Origin of the sequence: Bacillus sp. CDB3, from assembly GCF_002081505.1 — a bacterium.
In the GTDB taxonomy this organism is placed as follows: domain Bacteria; phylum Bacillota; class Bacilli; order Bacillales; family Bacillaceae_G; genus Bacillus_A; species Bacillus_A cereus_AT.
Genome location: NZ_ALBR01000012.1, coordinates 112,774 through 130,010, shown reverse-complemented (window position 1 = coordinate 130,010; position 17,237 = coordinate 112,774). Strand labels below are relative to the sequence as shown.

Here is a 17,237-nt window from a genome sequence, read left to right as displayed (position 1 = left end):
TTCTTTTTTAAGGCGCAAACGTTTTCATTACTGAATGATAACAGATTCTATCTTAATTTAAAATAGCGCTTACAATATTTATTCTTCTTTTTCTAAGAAAATGAGCGAAACTTACTATATTTTCTTGTGGAAATGAAAACGTTTTATTTTTTCTAGTGTTTTTATTTCTTTTTTGAATCTATTCGTTTATAATGAACTCAAAGAAAACGTTTGCATAAATTTCTAGGGGGAAATATCATGGCAGAACTTAAATTAGAAAATATTTATAAAATATATGATAATAACGTAACAGCCGTAACAGATTTTAACTTACACATTCAAGATAAAGAATTTATCGTATTCGTCGGTCCTTCTGGATGTGGAAAATCTACCACATTACGAATGGTAGCTGGTCTTGAAGATATTTCAAAAGGAGAATTTTCAATTGATGGTAAGCTAATGAACGATGTTCCTCCAAAAGATCGAGATATCGCAATGGTCTTCCAAAACTATGCTCTTTATCCGCATATGAGTGTTTATGATAATATGGCATTCGGATTAAAACTTCGAAAAATACCGAAAGATGAAATCGATCGTCGCGTTAACGACGCAGCAAAAATTTTAGGGCTTGAACAATATTTAACTAGAAAACCAAAAGCGTTATCAGGTGGACAACGACAACGTGTTGCATTAGGCAGAGCGATTGTTCGAGACGCAAAAGTTTTCTTAATGGATGAACCATTGTCAAACTTAGATGCAAAACTACGTGTTGCAATGAGATCCGAAATTTCTAAATTACACCACCGCCTTGGCACAACAACAATTTATGTAACACATGATCAAACTGAAGCAATGACAATGGCTTCACGTCTTGTTGTTATGAAAGATGGAAAAATTCAACAAATTGGAACTCCAAAAGAAGTATATGAAACACCTGAAAATATTTTCGTTGGTGGTTTTATCGGTTCACCCGCGATGAATTTCTTCCGTGGAAAATTAACTGAAACCGATTTCGTTATAGACAATTCATTAAAAATCAAAGTATCTGAAGGAAAAATGAAATTATTACGCGAACAAGGCTATGTAAATAAAGAAATTGTTTTAGGTATTCGTCCAGAAGATATTCATGATGAACTATTATTTTTAGAAGCTTCGCAATCTACTACTTTCACAACAAAAATTGAAGTTGCAGAGTTGTTAGGGGCTGAATCTATTTTATATATGAAACTTGGAAATCAAGATTTTGCAGCACGTGTTGATGCAAGACATGCTTTTTCACCTGGAGATCAAATTAAACTTGCATTTGATTTAAATAAAGCGCATTTCTTTGACAGTCAAACCGAACAACGTATTCGTTAAAAAATAAAGTTCTATTATAGAACATACAAAAAAACCGTCCACATATATGCTGAGGGCGGTTTTCCATTATTATGCTAGGGCTTCTATTGTATGAAATGATTGTCCTCTCGTGCTAATAACACCAAAAACCGGTAAATCATTGAGCACCACTTCTTCTTGCTGTTTCATAAAAGATGACGTTAATTGTTTTATCTCTATCCAAACGTCATTAATACAAAGTACATTGGAATCGTTCTCTTGTTGGCGGGAAAAAATAGAATCTATTTTATATAGACCAGCATTTTGAAAAAGCATATCAACACGACTGTATGCCTCCATAGTAAAACTGATAACACGTTGCCAATCTCCTTGTTTTCCCATATCATAGGATACAAAAAGTGCCTCTCCGCCTAGATTCATAATTTCTTCCACTGTTGCTTGTCCACTTTCTTGATCAATGTCCGTCACAATTACTTTTGCGCCTTGTTTAGCCAACAAAAGAGCTGTATTACGTCCAATACCGATGCCACCGCCAGTTACGATAGCAACTTGTAAGCGATTACTTTTTTGTTTCTTTTTTCTTACTATTATATTGATCAAAGGTTAAACCGATAAAAATAAAAATCCCCCAAAATATTAAGCTACCTCCGGTCATTCCAAATCCCCCTTTGTTATATAACAATATTATTTATATTCATTATACCATTAACTTAATTTTCAATCTATTCAAACGAAAAATAGGATGTTTGAATTAGCCACCGCTTCTTTAAACACCTTCAATAACATGGCGAGTACTATATAGGAGATATCTAGCCTATATAAATTACATTTATCAAATTTCTAAAAAAAAATAAGACTTTTTATATGCAAACAATAAAAAGTCTTATTTCACTATTATAACGTATAATCTAAATGGTTCTTATACTAGACTCATCACTTTCGTTTTTGCAATTAAATCATGGAAACCACAATTATCTTTGCGGAATAACATCATATATACGTTACATATTAATGGAATTCCAAGTAACAATATGTTTGGTAATAACAATACAAAAAATCGTATTATTAATGTTTGTAACGTTAGTTTTTCACTTGTTAATGAAATTATTTTTGTTCTTGTTACCTTTTTACCTACTGTAGAACCGTTCCAAATAAAGGGTAACAAAATAAAATATATAGCCATTAGTATAAAAGCTACCGTAAGGTCATATCTATAGTCACCAAAACTTATATTAAAACGATTGAAAATAGCACTATAGTTTCCGGTGATAACAGCTACTATCGCACCGTACATAACCGAGATTAAAAACATGTCAATAAGGGAAGCACCTATGCGATTCATTACAAGCGCTGGACGATGCATCTTTAACTTCATTCTATGTCGACTCCTTCATATCCTTCTTTACCCGTTTCATCGTACCACTTCTAAAAAACATTGTAAACTAGCGTTTCTCTTACTTTTCTTGTACAATGTGTTACAACAGCACTATAAAGGAGGTTCCCATATTGAAAAGATGGATAATCCTATTTGCCGCACTCTTATTAACAGGTTGTACAGGCAATACAAACCATTTAACCTATACAATTAACGACGAATATGAACTCATACATACTTCTGGAGATGCATTTGAACTTTTCCCATCGCAAGATGCTGTATATGCTACACAATACATTCCTGCAAAAATCACAGAAATTGCTTGGGACGATAAATACATTATCACAAAACAAATTGAGGAAAAATCAGATCCAAATAATCCCGATGCAGCAATTACAAATAAAAAAAGTGAACATTATTGGATTATCGATGTAAAGCATAATAAACGATTCGGTCCTTATAATGAAAAACAATTTAACGAACAAAAAGATGCATTTAAAATTACAGTACCTTTTCAAAGTGTAGATTCATATGTGAAAGAGCTAAAAAAACAGTCAGCATAATTTTTATGCTGACTGTTTTCGTTTAAATACACACCTTACTTGGAAAGTGAGATATTGAAAGTTTGTGGCTCTTTAACAGCTTCATGAGTATCTCCTACCGCTAAATCATCTGTTGTAAACTTAATATCCTTTACCTTCTCTTTTCCATCATCAAGTATTAAACCGATAATTCCGGCTCGTGTCTCACCAGGCTTATAATCTTCCCTTGATACACTCTTTGTCCCCACCAGTGTGTCTTCTTCATATAAAAAGTTTTGAGTCGCTACATTAAAATGTTGTTTATCATTAATCGTAACATCATTCATAGAGAAAAATTGCATATTTTTATTCCCGCTATTTTCCACCTTATATGTAATTTCAACGTAACGAATCGTATCGCTAATCTCTGTTCCACTTAGCGATGCATATAGATCCGCATCTTCTTGACTTACTTTATCTCCTAATCTACGCTTTACTTCTTCAGGAGTTAATGCCGTATATACTTTTAATGTATTTTTTGCCTCTTTACTCATCTGTGATAATGAGATTACTTTCACATCTTGTACATGAATTTTCATTGGTGCTACTTCAAATATTTGATTCACAGAATGAATCTGTTCTAACTTAAAAGTACCCCACCCTTTTTCTTTCACTTTTTGTCCTACTTTTTTCAGCTCACGCCCACCATACTCCTTTGTTTCAGGAATATCTTCTTTCTTCTTCGGTTCAGCTTTCTTTTCTTCTTGATGGAAGCAACCACTTAACATAAGAAGAAAACTACATAAAACAAAAATACTTTTCCATGCTTTCATCATATAATTTCTCCTAACACTATCATTCATTAATATCAATTAGTCCTTTGCTTTGTAAACTATAGAAATAATGAGAAGTCCACAAAATGAACTTGTCAGTCCAGATACTATTATACCTCCAATTTGGAAAATATGAAAATAGGGATTTACGAACGCGTGAACGATAAATATAAGAGCTGCCACAATAATTGCCGAAACCCAATACTCCCTTTTTTCTGAAGCTATAATAATATCTTCCCCTGTTTCATCTTTATACTTCCATAGTACATATACTAGTAATAATAAACCAACACATGTACTCCCGTGTTGCATATATTTATACACTGGAATACTATATAATTCTCTTTGTAACGATGGTATTTGCATAACGAAATAGCCTGTATTATGAGTAAACGCATCCCAAACGACATGCGTGAGCATACCAAATAAAGCGGAATAGCAAAATACAAAGAAATCCTTCCATGTATAAAGCCCCCACCTCTCATCTACTGCATATGTATAATAGCCAGCAAATGGTTTAGGTAAATGTGTTATAAACGGCTTTTTTAAAATGTAATGATATATGTATGCTAACAGAAATACAAGCGGTAAATTTAAATATAAGAACCCAAGCCATGTATGGCCAATGACACCATACGGTCTAAAATGTAAAAAATATTCCAAATCAGGTGCCATACTCCCTAATATAAGAGCCGTTACTGAAATATATTGAGAATGCTTTTTCGCAAAAGGAAGAATTGCTGCTGGATGTGCAAATGTAAACGGCATGTTGTAACTCCCCTTCATATTTTCAATAGAATACCATCTATCATAACGAGAGAATTGATCTTGATGCAATATTTATTTTCACATTGGAATATGATAGTTTACATGTTATAATCCACATAAAATATTCAGAAAATAAGGAGGGATTCACGTGTCATTAACACTTGTCTTTTTTCTTATTCTGTTTGCCTTGTTTTTCAGTACATACATTGGATTTTTTCTATGGAAGCACTACAAAATTATAAAATATGTGCCTGCTCTTATTGGCTTTATGAGCGTTCTTTTCATTTTTATGTGGAAGAAAACTTCTTTCGGTTGGGAAGGTCTCGGTTTTGGTGCACTTCAGTATACAATTCTAGCCGCAAGCTGTCTTACACTTGTATTTGCAGCCTTTTTAGAATCAAAATCCGTTATGAATTGAGGTTTATATATTGATTGACGTACCCTTTTTAAAAAATGTCACATTAAAAAAAGAAAGTATCCCTAGTTTTTCCGCATATCCTTACTGTTTACCCGCTATCCGAACATTACAATCATTAGCTTTTCACCCAAATGTAACATTCATTATTGGAGAAAACGGAACGGGTAAATCAACATTGCTCGAAGCAATTGCAATCTCTTTAGGATTTAATCCAGAAGGTGGAACGAAGAATTTCCGCTTTAGCACAAATGATTCACATTCATCTTTACATGAATACCTTCGAATTTCAAAAAGTTTCAATACACCAAGCGATGGTTTCTTTCTTCGCGCTGAATCATTTTATAACGTTGCTTCTTATATTGATGAAATAGATGCTGCTCCAGAAGCATCTGGAAATCCAGTTATTGATTCATATGGTGGTATCTCATTACACAAACAATCACACGGTGAATCATTTTTCTCCTTATTTATGAATCGTTTTTCAGGACAAGGTTTATACATTTTAGATGAGCCTGAGGCAGCTTTATCTCCGATGAGACAACTTTCTATGCTCATTCGAATGCACGAACTAGCGGAACAAGGTTCACAATTTGTTATCGCGACGCACTCCCCTATTTTAATGGCTTATCCTGAATCCACTATTTATTCTTTAACACAAGAAGGAATTCACGAATCCACATTAGAAGAAACCGAGCATTACCAAACGACGAAACTTTTCTTTGAAAATCGCGATCGATTATTCCATCATTTATTTGAATCGTAAAAAAAGAAGCAGCAATCGCTGCCTCTTTTTTATAATGCTTCTATAAATAATGCTACCCCAATACCGCCGCCGACGCATAGAGAAGCAATTCCTTTTTCTAACCCACGTCTCTTCAATTCATGAATTAAACTTACAGTGATACGAGCTCCTGTACAACCGATTGGATGTCCAAGTCCTACACCACTACCGTTTACATTCACTTTCTCACGGTCTAATCCTAACTCTTTCTCTACAGCTAGGTATTGTGCAGCGAAAGCTTCATTAATTTCAAGTAAATCTGCATCTTCTAATGACCAATCTACTTTTTCTAACCCTTTGCGAATTGCTGGCGCTGGTCCAATACCCATAATTTTCGGATCTACACCCGCTACTGAATATCCAACAATTCGAGCTAACGGTTGTAGCCCTTTTTCTTTCGCTTTTTCCTCACTCATTAATACTAAAACCGCACTTCCGTCATTAAGACCAGATGAATTTCCTGCCGTTACCGATCCATCTTTACGGAAAGCTGATTTTAATCCTGCTAATTTTTCCGCTGTAATATCTGCACGTGGATGTTCATCTTTCGAAAATACAACTTCTTTTCTACGTTCTTTTATCGTAATAGGAACAATTTGATCGTCAAAGTATCCAGACTCGATTGCTTGCAGTGCCAATGTGTGACTGCGAAGTGCAACTTCATCTTGTTCCTCTCTTGTAATTTCATATTGTTCAACTAAGTTTTCCGCTGTTTCACCCATCATAATATGGTGAATCGGATCTTCTAAAACTTCCCACACCGTATCACGAATTTCTCCATGCTGTAGACGTTGGCCCCAGCGGTGTTGTTTTAATGCATAAGGGCTCGAGCTCATTGCTTCTACGCCACCTGCAACAATAATATCACTTACACCTAATTGAATTTGCATTGCAGCAGACATAATTGCTTGCATACCTGAAGAACATTGACGTTGAATTGTATAACCAGTAACTGTGTCAGGAAACCCTGCCGCTAATGCAGCTGTTCTTGCCGTATTTGCTTCATCAGTTCTTTGAATACAATGACCTAAAATCACTTCATCAACTTCATGTGGCTCTACTCCGCCTCTTTTTACAGCTTCCTGAAGTACAGGAACAGCTAATTCTACTGGTGTGATATTTTTTAGTGCTCCTCCGAAAGTTCCAATTGGTGAACGAACTGCAGCTGTAATGACAACATTATGCATTTTGTACTTGCCCCTCTCTTATGTACCCTAGTAAGTTTTTAGATGGAATTCCATAAGATGTATGTCTACAATTATCATACTATAAACATACTAAAAAATCAAAATATTTAATATAATAAAAATAGAAGGAATTAACCTTCTATTCTGTTAATGCATATAAGAATTTTTGCAATATCTTCTCTGTCGTTTCATTCAATTTCGGTAACTTATCTACCGGAAAATATTGAAGTTGTAACCCTTCATGATCCAGCCTTATGTCTCCACTCACATAATGTGCCTGATACAGATGAATTACATTAAAAATTTCATCTCCATTTGGATAACGGAAATAAACTTCCTTTCCTGAAAGAACACCAAGAAATTGCATTATTTTTGCACTTAGCCCCGTCTCCTCGAATAATTCTCTACGAGCAGTTTCTTCTGTCGTTTCTCCCAGTTCCATTGCCCCGCCAGGCACACCCCAATCATATGTATCTGAACGATATTGAAGCAATACTTCTTGATTATCATTTAATATAATAATTGCTGACCCTACTAAAATAAGTGGTCTCGTACCAACTACTTTGCGTAACTCTTCAATATACCCCAATATGTAAACTCTCCTTTCCTCACCCTTCCTTATCATAACAAAATTCTCTTCCTTATGTTGATGTAATTTTCAACAAAAAAGGAAGCTTTCGCTTCCTTTTTTCACCGTTATCCTGCTATTTGCAGGCGGTAAGCCCCCTACCTCAAAATTCAGCGAAAATAAAGAAGTTAGGTGGGGAATAAACTGCCCGTAAAAGCCCGATTAGTGAGGGCTGATAATCAGCGGGGGATGAAGAACCACCCCACTGATTAAAGTTTCACTTTATTTCTTAAAGCTTTCGTACTTTACAGCTTCAAAAGCTTCTTCAATTTCCTCATTGCGATAATGGACGTATGTAAAACGCCCTAATTCTACTAATCTAGCTATTTCTTGTAACGCTTTATGCTGATCATATATTTCTTCAATTGTAATATGTACATAAAATTTCATTAGTGGATGTTCATATAAAGGTTCTCCCACCTCTACAAATACATCTTCAACCCCTTGTACGACTCTTACATAGCTCGCAAATTGATAAAGAGCTTCTCTGTCTGAAACGATTTTTAATGTATACATATATTCTCCCCCTTTCCTTTACTATATCAAAAAGATGACCACACTACGTTATAGAACTATGAAATTTTTTCGACTTGTAGTCTATATTTTCATGTAATAAACAAGGCTTTTATCCATACATAGCATCTTTTCCCCACATATATTATAGGAAGAATTTTTTCATTTGAGGTGTTCCTTATGGATCCATACGTCAATATATGTATTTGCATTACTCCAGGCGCTAATATTTCTGACGACCGCATCGCAAAAGATTTAGCAGTTGCAGAATCAATTTGGCATCCCATTACATTTCAAATTCAAGAAGTAATTGTGTTAAATGAGCTTTTCCGTTTTTCTGACCGTGAGATTAGTTATAAAAGTTCCATTCAAAGTCAGGAAAAATTAGCATCCTTTTTCCAAACGTGTGTAAATGAAGCTCCCGAATGTGATCTTTATATTTGTTATATTGGCAGTGATTATTTCAAAGAAACAGCAGTAATTGCCTGCGCCTACTCTTTAGCAAAACAACAACAACTTACTGGTTACATCGTTTTAACAAACTCAGCTGCTCCAATGAAAAATATATACACCCTCGCTCACGAAATTGGTCATATTTTATTTACAAGACGGATTCACGGAAAACTTACTCATGCAGATCCTCATTCCCCAACTGGCTCGGAGCACCATCCTTCCCCATCAAACCTTATGTATCCTATAGTTCCCCGCCCAGAAAACGTCCATATTCATTCCTTATTAACGAACGAACAAAAGAAACTCTCCTTACAAAGTTCTTTATTACAAAGAAAAAAACAGTAACGTCTTGTTACTGTTTAAAATAATCTATTCAAATCAACAAACCAAATTTCGGCTGCAAAGAATGCAAATATCCAACTAAACGTAAATGTAATTCCTCTAAAAATCCCTATATAATATTTCTTTGTAACTAATTTTTGCATATCCAGAGCAGCCCTTTTCCTATTAAGCCGAAGAGCAAAACATATCCTGTTGTGTCATCTAATAAAGTATCAAAATAGTCATCATGTATTCTTTTGGTGAAAGTAGTATAGTTAACCTTAGAAAACTACTACTCCATATACATAACTATTCCTCTTTTTTATTCGTATACTTCTCTTTTTTCTAATTTCGTATGAATTTTTAGAAGCATATAAATAACAATGAAAAGAATTACTTGTTGTACATACATTCCAATAATGTTTGATAAATCTATCGTTACAAATACAAATTCTAATACAATTGGAACTAGTAAATAAGACAAAGTAAACCAACCACCAACTTTAATATTTGCAATAGCTGCAAAAATAACTACTACGCCAACAAGAGTGAAGCTTTCTGTAGCAGTAAATTTAATAAATGTTGTACCATAAAATTCATTTAATAATGCAATACTAAAAATTGATAAAAACCATATTGCACCAGTTATATACATAATTAAAAATTCAGTTCTTTTACGTTTAAAGACTGCTGTTCTCATCCCCCATATTAATACACTAATCCCTACAAAAAGCATAATCGGATATCCAATTAGTTCAATTAAAGAATAAGACAAGCGATGGTCTGCTTCACTAAAGAATACACTCTTCATCATCGTGAATGCTAATAAATTTATAATAAAGTAAAGCAATAAGTTATAATTCCCTGTTTTATCTACTTCCATCTCTTTCGCAAGTTGATTAGCATATTCCTTTGGATCATGACCGAATATATCATTTATACTCTTCCCTCTTTTTTCTCCTTCTACTAAATGAACTTCCGCATCTTCTATAAAAGAAATAATATCCGCTTCTCTAATGCCCCTCGTTCGTAAATACCCTTGGGTATCATCTAAAAATTTTTGTGCTTCATTCGATAACACTTTTATCCCTCCCTTAATTAACCGTTTCTCTTCTATTCACCTTCATCATAATCTCAAGGAAAATTAAAATAAACAAACTTCCGTATAAACATATAATCTGAAATAACATTGGCATGAGATCTTCTGATGTAAATGTTTTAAACACTAACATAATAGAAAGCGGAATGATTAAATATAAGTTTTTAAACCATCCTTCAAAATATATATTTATCGCTACTGTGATGATAAATATACCTCCAGCTAATATATAACTTTGCGTTTGGGTGAATGTAAACATTTTGGTAGGATATATCACATCTAATATCGTAACAACTCCTAATAAAAACATTGGCGCAATCATGACTAAAAACCACATAGAAAACCATGTTTTTGTAAAACTTTTTACAAAGGTCATTTTGCGAAGTAGAAAATTAGGACCCATAACAACTAAAATCAATGTAAAACTATAGCCAATGCACTGAATAAGTGAAATCTGTAAAATTCCATTATTCACTATTAAAATAGAAGCAATAATCCAAAATGCTACGATATTCATTACCGTAAAACCAATTTGCTTCCACGTTTCCTGTCTATCTCTTTCCATCACTTTTACAAGTTCATTGGCATATTCTTTCGGTGAACTTCCGAAAATTTCTTCTACACTTTTTCCGTCACTCTCACCTTCTATTAAATGCAACTCTGCATCTTCTAAAAAGCTTTCAATATCGCTTTCTTTCACACTCTTTGCTGTCAAAAATAATCTCATATCCAATAAAAAATTTCGTGCTTCACTTGATAGCATTATTTTATTCTTCCCTTCCCTTCAAGTAGACGTTCTACACTACTTTGCATCGCTTCCCAGCGACCCATAAATTCATCTAGTTCATCTGCTCCCTTTTCTGTTAACGTGTAATACTTCCGTTTGGGGCCAGATGGAGATTCCTTCATTACACTTGTGATTAATCCTTCCTTTTGCATTCGTATTAATAACGGATAAATACTTCCCTCACTCGCCATTGTAAAACCATACTTTGCTAGCTTTTCACTCATTTCGTAACCGTATATTTCGCCTTCAGAAATAATAGCAAGTAAGCATCCTTCTAAAATCCCTTTCAGCATTTGACTTGTCGACATAATTCAAATCCTCCCACTATCTTGTTTTACAAGATAGATAAGCGTAAGTATCTTGCTTTACAATATAGTATAGCAGAGACTATTTTGCAAAACAAGATAGCTAAAGATTTTTTCCAAATGTTTGCAGGAATTTCATTATCGCCTCTCTAAATAGAGCAATAAGAGAACTTTTATTATGAAGGAGTGTTTTTCATCATGGTTACAAATCGAGTTGTCTTTTTAACAGGTGCTGCAAGTGGTATTGGTTATGAAATGGGAAACACATTTGCAAAAGAAGGTGCAAAAGTTGTCATTAGTGATCGTCTTGAAGAACGTGCGAAAGAAGCTGCTGAACAATTACAAAAAGAAGGCTATCAAGCTATCGGTTTAAAATGTGACGTTACAGCTGAAGAAGAAATTGCAGCAGCAATTTCACAAACAGTTACTCACTTCGGTTCATTAGATATATTAATTAACAACGCAGGAATGCAACATGTTTCACCGATTGAAGATTTTCCAACTGAAAAGTTCGAGCTGCTAATCAAAATTATGCAAATCGCTCCTTTCATCGCAATTAAGCATGCCTTTCCGATTATGAAAAAACAAAACTATGGTCGGATTATTAATGTCGCTTCCATTAATGGCCTTGTCGGATTTGCTGGAAAAGCTGCTTATAATAGTGCGAAACATGGTGTAATTGGATTAACAAAAGTGGCTGCTTTAGAGGGAGCAACTCATGGAATTACTGTAAATGCTCTTTGTCCTGGATATGTTGATACCCCTCTTGTACGAAATCAACTACAAGACTTAGCAACTACGCGAAATGTACCACTTGAAAATGTTTTAGAAGATGTTATTTATCCTCTCATACCACAAAAGCGCTTGTTGCAAGTACAAGAAATTGCGGATTATGCTATGTTTTTAGCAAGTGAAAAAGCAAAAGGCATAACTGGTCAAGCTGTTGTTATCGATGGTGGATATACTGCTCAATAAAGTGAAACTTTAATCAGAGGGGGTTTTATTCATCCCCCACTGATTATTAACCTTCACCAATCGGGCTTACTGCCCATTAATGCGGGATAAAAAATAAAGTTTGCTCTTCGCGAGCAAACTTTATTTTACTTTCTATCGCGAGGATCTTTCTACTTTAGTAATTGTTTAGGGAGTTTCTCAATTGCAACAATCACTCCGTCTAATTTACTTTCAATGCGATGTAGTAAATATAGCGTTACAACAATTGGAAACCCCACATTACCTATCATCCTGATCCACTCTTCCATCTTTCTCTCCTCCCTTCATTACATAAATAAGAGAAAAAGAGATTCTTAGGCATAAAAAAACAAGCTATTTGTGATTAGCTTGTTTTTTCAAATAATGATGTAATTTCTCGCTTATAATCTCCACGTAAAATACCTTCCTCTGTAATAATCCCTGTAATTAATTCATGCGGTGTTACGTCAAACGCAGGGTTAAATACAGGCGTTCCAAGTGGTGCTACTTGTTTCCCAAAAATTTTCGTAACTTCTGTTTCATCTCTTTCTTCAATAACAATTTCAGCGCCTGTTTGTTTCGTAATATCAAACGTAGATAACGGCGCTGCAACGTAAAATGGGATACCGAAATACTTTGCTAATATAGCTAAATTCAATGTTCCTATTTTATTCGCAGTGTCACCATTTTCAACGATTCGATCTGCTCCTACGATAATCGCATCAATTTCTTTCGTACGAATTGCATGGGCTGCCGTATTATCTGTAATAAGCGTTACATCAATTTCCGCTTGTTTCAACTCCCAAGTCGTTAAACGTCCCCCCTGTAAAACTGGTCTTGTTTCACATGCATACGCATGTAAATGTACACCTTTCTCTTTCCCAATATAAAACGGTGCCAATGCAGTACCATATCTAGCAGTTGCGATACTCCCTGCATTACAAATTGTTAAAATTTTATCACCGTCTTTAAAACACGTTAAACCATGTTCTCCAATATTTCGGCACACCATTTCATCCTCTTGCTGAATATGAAGCGCTTCTTCTTCTAATATTTTTTGTGCTTCTTTTATTGTAACAACCTCTCCAATAGATTCTCTCATACGATCGATTGCCCAAAATAAATTGACTGCCGTCGGGCGTGATGTTCCTAAATAGTTACAATCTCTATTAAACTTCTTTTGAAACTCATCGATATTTATAGCATCGTATTTCTTTGCCGCAAGCGCCAAACCAAACGCAGCTACAATTCCAATTGCAGGTGCCCCGCGCACTTCAAGCATAACAATGCTTTTCCATACCTCTTCAATAGTCGTTAATGTTTTAAACTCAGTAATATGCGGTAGTTTTGTTTGGTTTAATACCGCAATAGCATCACCTTTCCAACTTACAGATCTCGGAACAGTAACAATTGTACTCATGCTTTTACACCTCCAACTGTCTGTTGAAATAACGTTCGGAACAATTGAATATCAGCACTCTTAGATTCATATTTTATTAGTTCTTTGCCTAAGGATAACGCTTGCTTCTTAGCTTGAATTCTTTTTTCTTTATTTACTATTTCATCTAAATCTGCTACATGAGCTAAGCCGATTGTTCTACGAATAAGTTCACATCCAGCAAATCCGACAGCATCAGTAAAGATATTTTGCAAAATAATTGGTAACCATTGTTTTTCTTTCGTATATGCTTCTACACCTTCTCCAATCCATAACCTCGTAAAAGCTTCTACAAAATAACTCCATGTCTTCTCTATATGGAAAAATAGTACATTTCTCTGCTCTTCTTCTCTTGATAAAGCATTTAATAATAAATTTGCAATAAATTGACCGATGTCAAATCCAAATGGACCGTACGTTGCAAACTCTGGATCAATTACTTTCGTTTCAGAAGGTGATGAAAATATACTACCAGTATGTAAATCTCCGTGTATGAGAGCCTCTTTTCTCGTCAAAAACTTATACTTATACTGTGCTACTTTTAATTTTAAAGTTTTATCACTCCACAGCTCATCAACCGCTAGTTGTAACTCTGGTTCATAATCATTCGTATCATAATGACTAAACGGATCTGTAAACACTAAATCTTCTGTAATTTTGCTAAGGTCTGGGTTTACAAATGTACCCTCTAGTACCCTCTTCTCTTCTGACTGTAAACCGAAATCTGAAGTATAAAATAAAACATGTGCTAGAAAGCGACCAATGTGCTGGGATAAAAGAGGATACTCTTCTCCGTCTATTAATCCTTTTCTTGTAATCGTTAGTCTTGATAAATCTTCTATTACTGTCACTGCCAACTCCTCATCATGACTGTATACTTTTGGAACGTATTCCGGTACATACTTCGCGAAAATTTGTAATGCCTTACTTTCAATCGTCGCTCTTTTTATAGACAATGGCCAGCTCTCACCAACTACTTTTGCATATGGAAGTGCTTGCTTTAATATAATCGTCTTTTCTCCGTCATCTAATTTAAACACGTAATTTAAATTTCCATCCCCAATTTCATGACAAACTACATTTGCTTTCTTTTCAAAATAACCGTGTTCTTTCGCATATTGTATAGCTGTTGTTTCAGTTAATGAATAATATCCCATCGTCTTCTCCCCCTTTTAATTCAGAGGTTTTTCTGACGCAGAAAAACCTCTTTCCATAAAGAAAGAGGTTTGAAGTTTATCTTCTCCCCTCTTATCTGCCAGAAAGTAAACTTTCTGCTGGAATTAGCACCGTGCCTTTTGGCGTCATAAACGCCCCATTTCACAATGGTATTACGGTCGGTTGCTGGGCTTCATCGGGCCAAATCCCTCCACCTGCTCTTGATAAGAGTTGTATAATTTTTTGAATTTTTAACTTTATGTTGAAGACTATACCAAGAATAAAAATCACTTGTCAACATTTTATTTGTATAATTCTGGACGACGATCTGCAAAAACAGGAATTCCTTTACGTACCTCGTTAATTTTCTCGAATGTAAGCTCTCCAAATAAAATTGATTCTTCTTCATTCGCTTCTACAACAACTTCGCCCCAAGGATCGGCAATTAAAGAATGACCCGCAAATTTATTATTCGGATCCTTTCCTGCCCTATTACATGCAACAACATAACACTGATTTTCAACTGCTCTTGCTTGCAATAGCAAACGCCAATGTGCTAAACGAACTAACGGCCATTCTGCTACAACAAATAAAACTTTTGCACCTTTAGCAGTATGAACGCGCATCCACTCCGGAAAACGAATGTCATAACAAATCGCGCCGGCGCACTCTACATCATCTAACTTAAATTCGCCTGTACTATTTCCAGCGATTAAATATTTATGTTCATCCATAAGCTGAAATAAATGCACTTTACTATATTCATTGACTAGCTGACCTTTATTAGTTACAACATACATTGTATTTGTAACACCTTGCTCTGTTTGCTTTGCTATGGAACCACCTACAATATGTACACCATATTGCTTCGACCATTCTTTCAACTTTTCTTTCGTCTCTACTCCATCCCTATCTGCGATTTCAGAAAGTCTGGTTAGATCATATCCTGTTGTCCATAGCTCTGGTAAGACGATAACATCTGGTCTTTCCTTCATCGCTTCACTTATTTTATTTTTAGCATTCTCAATATTTTTTTCTACATCTCCAAAGACAATATCCATTTGAATACATGCGACTTTCATTTTGTCAGCCCCATTCTTAATTTTTTTCTTTACAAAATACTGGAAAGATTATATCATTTGTCACTAGAATTGTAACAACTTTCAAAAGAGGTGGAAAGTATGAAATTATTTCAACCTTCTGAGATAGTAACATCATTGCCAACACAATTTTTCGCTTCACTTGTTGCAAAAGTTAACAAAGTCGTTGCAGCTGGTCACGATGTTATTAATCTAGGTCAAGGTAATCCAGATCAACCAACACCGCAGCATATCGTAAAAGCTTTACAAGATGCTGCAGAAAAGACCATTCATCATAAATATCCGCCATTTCGCGGACACGAAAGCTTAAAAGAAGCTGTGACAACATTCTATAAACGTGAATACGGCGTAGAATTAAATCCAAAAACCGAAGTTGCTATTTTGTTTGGCGGAAAAGCTGGATTAGTAGAATTACCAATTTGTTTTACAAACCCTGGTGATACAATTCTCGTTCCAGATCCAGGCTATCCAGATTATTTATCAGGAGTTGCTTTAGCAAAAGCACAATTTAAAACAATGCCGCTTATTGCAGAAAATAAATTTTTACCAGATTACACGAAAATTGATGATACTATCGCTGAGCGTGCAAAATTAATGTTTTTAAACTATCCAAACAATCCTACTGGTGCTACTGCATCAAAAGATTTTTTTGATGAAACCATTCGTTTTGCTAATAAACATAATATATTAGTTGTTCATGATTTTGCTTACGGTGCTATTGGGTTTGATGGTCAAAAGCCGGTTAGTTTCTTACAAGCAGACGGTGCCAAAGATACAGGAATTGAAATTTATACTTTATCAAAAACTTTCAATATGGCTGGATGGCGTATTGCTTTTGCAGTAGGGAATGAAAGTGTTATCGAAACAATTAACTTATTACAAGATCATATGTATGTTAGTATTTTTGGTGCAGTTCAAGATGCTGCCCGCGAAGCACTATTAAGTTCACAGTCTTGCGTAATAGACCTTGTAAATAGTTACGAATCTCGAAGAAACGCTCTTATTTCAGCTTGTCACTCAATTGGTTGGAATGTAGACATTCCAACAGGATCATTCTTTGCATGGCTTCCTGTACCAGAAGGTTATACATCTGAGCAATTTTCTAATATTTTACTAGAAAAAGCACACGTTGCAGTTGCTCCTGGTGTTGGATTTGGTGAGCATGGTGAAGGGTATGTCCGTGTTGGTCTCTTGCATACAGAAGATAGATTACGAGAAGCCATTAATCGAATTGATAAATTAAATTTTTTCAAAAAGTAATTGACA

General features: G+C 34.8%; 22 protein-coding genes, 1 pseudogene and 1 riboswitch. Of the genes and pseudogenes, 7 read left to right on the top strand and 16 right to left on the bottom strand.

Annotated elements, in window-relative coordinates; translation table 11 throughout:
- Positions 1-237: 237 nt before the first annotated feature.
- Positions 238-1,338 carry an ABC transporter ATP-binding protein gene (locus CDB3_RS04110; RefSeq protein ID WP_097830846.1) on the top strand — a complete coding sequence of 367 codons (1,101 nt, stop codon included), beginning with the start codon at positions 238-240 and terminating at the stop codon, positions 1,336-1,338.
- 69 nt (positions 1,339-1,407) lie between these two features.
- Here CDB3_RS04110 and CDB3_RS04105 read toward each other — a convergent pair whose 3' ends face one another.
- The 3 genes from CDB3_RS04105 to CDB3_RS04095 form a co-directional block, all read right to left on the bottom strand.
- Positions 1,408-1,917, bottom strand: a complete 510-nt coding sequence (locus CDB3_RS04105) for an SDR family NAD(P)-dependent oxidoreductase (RefSeq protein ID WP_128853560.1) — start codon at positions 1,915-1,917, stop codon at positions 1,408-1,410.
- The gene (locus CDB3_RS32020) at positions 1,877-1,972 is read right to left on the bottom strand and encodes a flagellar motor protein (protein WP_128853559.1); all 96 of its coding nucleotides are present in this window, start codon (positions 1,970-1,972) and stop codon (positions 1,877-1,879) included. Before CDB3_RS32020 ends, CDB3_RS04105 begins: the two co-directional genes overlap by 41 nt.
- 264 nt (positions 1,973-2,236) lie before the next feature.
- Positions 2,237-2,692 carry an RDD family protein gene (locus tag CDB3_RS04095; protein WP_128853558.1) on the bottom strand — a complete coding sequence of 152 codons (456 nt, stop codon included), beginning with the start codon at positions 2,690-2,692 and terminating at the stop codon, positions 2,237-2,239.
- Positions 2,693-2,823: 131 nt separating this feature from the next.
- Between CDB3_RS04095 and CDB3_RS04090 the strand changes: the two genes are divergently transcribed.
- Positions 2,824-3,255 (top strand): DUF3997 domain-containing protein, encoded by a 432-nt coding sequence (locus CDB3_RS04090; RefSeq protein WP_002033805.1) that lies wholly within the window; start codon positions 2,824-2,826, stop codon positions 3,253-3,255.
- A 35-nt stretch (positions 3,256-3,290) separates the two neighbouring features.
- Here CDB3_RS04090 and CDB3_RS04085 read toward each other — a convergent pair whose 3' ends face one another.
- Positions 3,291-4,049 carry a hypothetical protein gene (locus CDB3_RS04085; RefSeq protein ID WP_128853557.1) on the bottom strand — a complete coding sequence of 253 codons (759 nt, stop codon included), beginning with the start codon at positions 4,047-4,049 and terminating at the stop codon, positions 3,291-3,293.
- 36 nt (positions 4,050-4,085) lie between these two features.
- Entirely contained in the window at positions 4,086-4,814 is a 729-nt protein-coding gene (locus tag CDB3_RS04080) for a DUF4184 family protein (protein WP_128853556.1), read from the bottom strand.
- A gap of 148 nt (positions 4,815-4,962) precedes the next feature.
- Here CDB3_RS04080 and CDB3_RS04075 point away from each other — a divergent pair, with 148 nt between their 5' ends.
- Both CDB3_RS04075 and CDB3_RS04070 read left to right on the top strand, forming a co-directional pair.
- Positions 4,963-5,232, top strand: coding sequence for a hypothetical protein (locus CDB3_RS04075; RefSeq protein WP_128853555.1), 270 nt, complete (start codon positions 4,963-4,965; stop codon positions 5,230-5,232).
- 10 nt (positions 5,233-5,242) lie between these two features.
- Entirely contained in the window at positions 5,243-5,995 is a 753-nt protein-coding gene (locus tag CDB3_RS04070; protein ID WP_128853554.1) for an AAA family ATPase, read from the top strand.
- A gap of 29 nt (positions 5,996-6,024) precedes the next feature.
- Here CDB3_RS04070 and CDB3_RS04065 read toward each other — a convergent pair whose 3' ends face one another.
- The 3 genes from CDB3_RS04065 to CDB3_RS04055 all read right to left on the bottom strand — a co-directional run bounded on the left by CDB3_RS04065 (position 6,025) and on the right by CDB3_RS04055 (position 8,344).
- A complete protein-coding gene (locus CDB3_RS04065; protein WP_128853553.1) occupies positions 6,025-7,200 on the bottom strand; it encodes an acetyl-CoA C-acetyltransferase in 1,176 nt (391 codons plus the stop codon).
- Between the two features lie 139 nt (positions 7,201-7,339).
- Positions 7,340-7,789, bottom strand: coding sequence for an NUDIX hydrolase (locus tag CDB3_RS04060; protein WP_128853552.1), 450 nt, complete (start codon positions 7,787-7,789; stop codon positions 7,340-7,342).
- A gap of 261 nt (positions 7,790-8,050) precedes the next feature.
- Positions 8,051-8,344 (bottom strand): DUF3928 family protein, encoded by a 294-nt coding sequence (locus CDB3_RS04055; protein ID WP_128853551.1) that lies wholly within the window; start codon positions 8,342-8,344, stop codon positions 8,051-8,053.
- Between the two features lie 177 nt (positions 8,345-8,521).
- On the opposite strand from CDB3_RS04055, the gene CDB3_RS04050 reads away from it, so the two are divergent.
- Positions 8,522-9,139 carry an ImmA/IrrE family metallo-endopeptidase gene (locus tag CDB3_RS04050; protein ID WP_128853550.1) on the top strand — a complete coding sequence of 206 codons (618 nt, stop codon included), beginning with the start codon at positions 8,522-8,524 and terminating at the stop codon, positions 9,137-9,139.
- Positions 9,140-9,153: 14 nt separating this feature from the next.
- On the opposite strand, the pseudogene CDB3_RS04045 reads toward CDB3_RS04050, so the two are convergent.
- From CDB3_RS04045 to CDB3_RS04030, 4 genes and pseudogenes are all read right to left on the bottom strand, one after another.
- Positions 9,154-9,368: pseudogene (locus tag CDB3_RS04045) on the bottom strand (DNA-binding protein).
- A gap of 69 nt (positions 9,369-9,437) precedes the next feature.
- Entirely contained in the window at positions 9,438-10,196 is a 759-nt protein-coding gene (locus tag CDB3_RS04040; protein WP_128853549.1) for a DUF1129 domain-containing protein, read from the bottom strand.
- Between the two features lie 13 nt (positions 10,197-10,209).
- Positions 10,210-10,977 (bottom strand): DUF1129 domain-containing protein, encoded by a 768-nt coding sequence (locus CDB3_RS04035; RefSeq protein ID WP_128853548.1) that lies wholly within the window; start codon positions 10,975-10,977, stop codon positions 10,210-10,212.
- On the bottom strand, positions 10,977-11,309 hold the full coding sequence (locus CDB3_RS04030) for a PadR family transcriptional regulator (protein WP_128853547.1): 333 nt from the start codon (positions 11,307-11,309) through the stop codon (positions 10,977-10,979). The genes CDB3_RS04035 and CDB3_RS04030 overlap by 1 nt, the downstream gene beginning before the upstream one ends.
- A 195-nt stretch (positions 11,310-11,504) precedes the next feature.
- Between CDB3_RS04030 and CDB3_RS04025 the strand changes: the two genes are divergently transcribed.
- Positions 11,505-12,281: a 3-hydroxybutyrate dehydrogenase gene (locus CDB3_RS04025; protein ID WP_128853546.1), complete on the top strand. Its 777-nt coding sequence runs from the start codon at positions 11,505-11,507 to the stop codon at positions 12,279-12,281.
- 149 nt (positions 12,282-12,430) lie between these two features.
- Here the strand turns inward: CDB3_RS04025 and CDB3_RS04020 are convergent, their stop codons facing one another.
- From CDB3_RS04020 to CDB3_RS04005, 4 genes are all read right to left on the bottom strand, one after another.
- Positions 12,431-12,568 carry a YvrJ family protein gene (locus CDB3_RS04020; RefSeq protein WP_000393342.1) on the bottom strand — a complete coding sequence of 46 codons (138 nt, stop codon included), beginning with the start codon at positions 12,566-12,568 and terminating at the stop codon, positions 12,431-12,433.
- A gap of 74 nt (positions 12,569-12,642) precedes the next feature.
- Positions 12,643-13,698, bottom strand: coding sequence for an S-methyl-5-thioribose-1-phosphate isomerase (gene mtnA, locus CDB3_RS04015; protein ID WP_128853545.1), 1,056 nt, complete (start codon positions 13,696-13,698; stop codon positions 12,643-12,645).
- Positions 13,695-14,873, bottom strand: coding sequence for an S-methyl-5-thioribose kinase (gene mtnK, locus CDB3_RS04010; RefSeq protein ID WP_128853544.1), 1,179 nt, complete (start codon positions 14,871-14,873; stop codon positions 13,695-13,697). The genes mtnA and mtnK overlap by 4 nt, the downstream gene beginning before the upstream one ends.
- A gap of 88 nt (positions 14,874-14,961) precedes the next feature.
- Positions 14,962-15,102: riboswitch (SAM riboswitch) on the bottom strand.
- A gap of 71 nt (positions 15,103-15,173) precedes the next feature.
- Positions 15,174-15,953, bottom strand: coding sequence for a carbon-nitrogen family hydrolase (locus CDB3_RS04005; protein WP_128853543.1), 780 nt, complete (start codon positions 15,951-15,953; stop codon positions 15,174-15,176).
- 99 nt (positions 15,954-16,052) lie between these two features.
- Between CDB3_RS04005 and CDB3_RS04000 the strand changes: the two genes are divergently transcribed.
- Entirely contained in the window at positions 16,053-17,231 is a 1,179-nt protein-coding gene (locus tag CDB3_RS04000) for a pyridoxal phosphate-dependent aminotransferase (protein ID WP_128853542.1), read from the top strand.
- Positions 17,232-17,237: the final 6 nt, after the last annotated feature.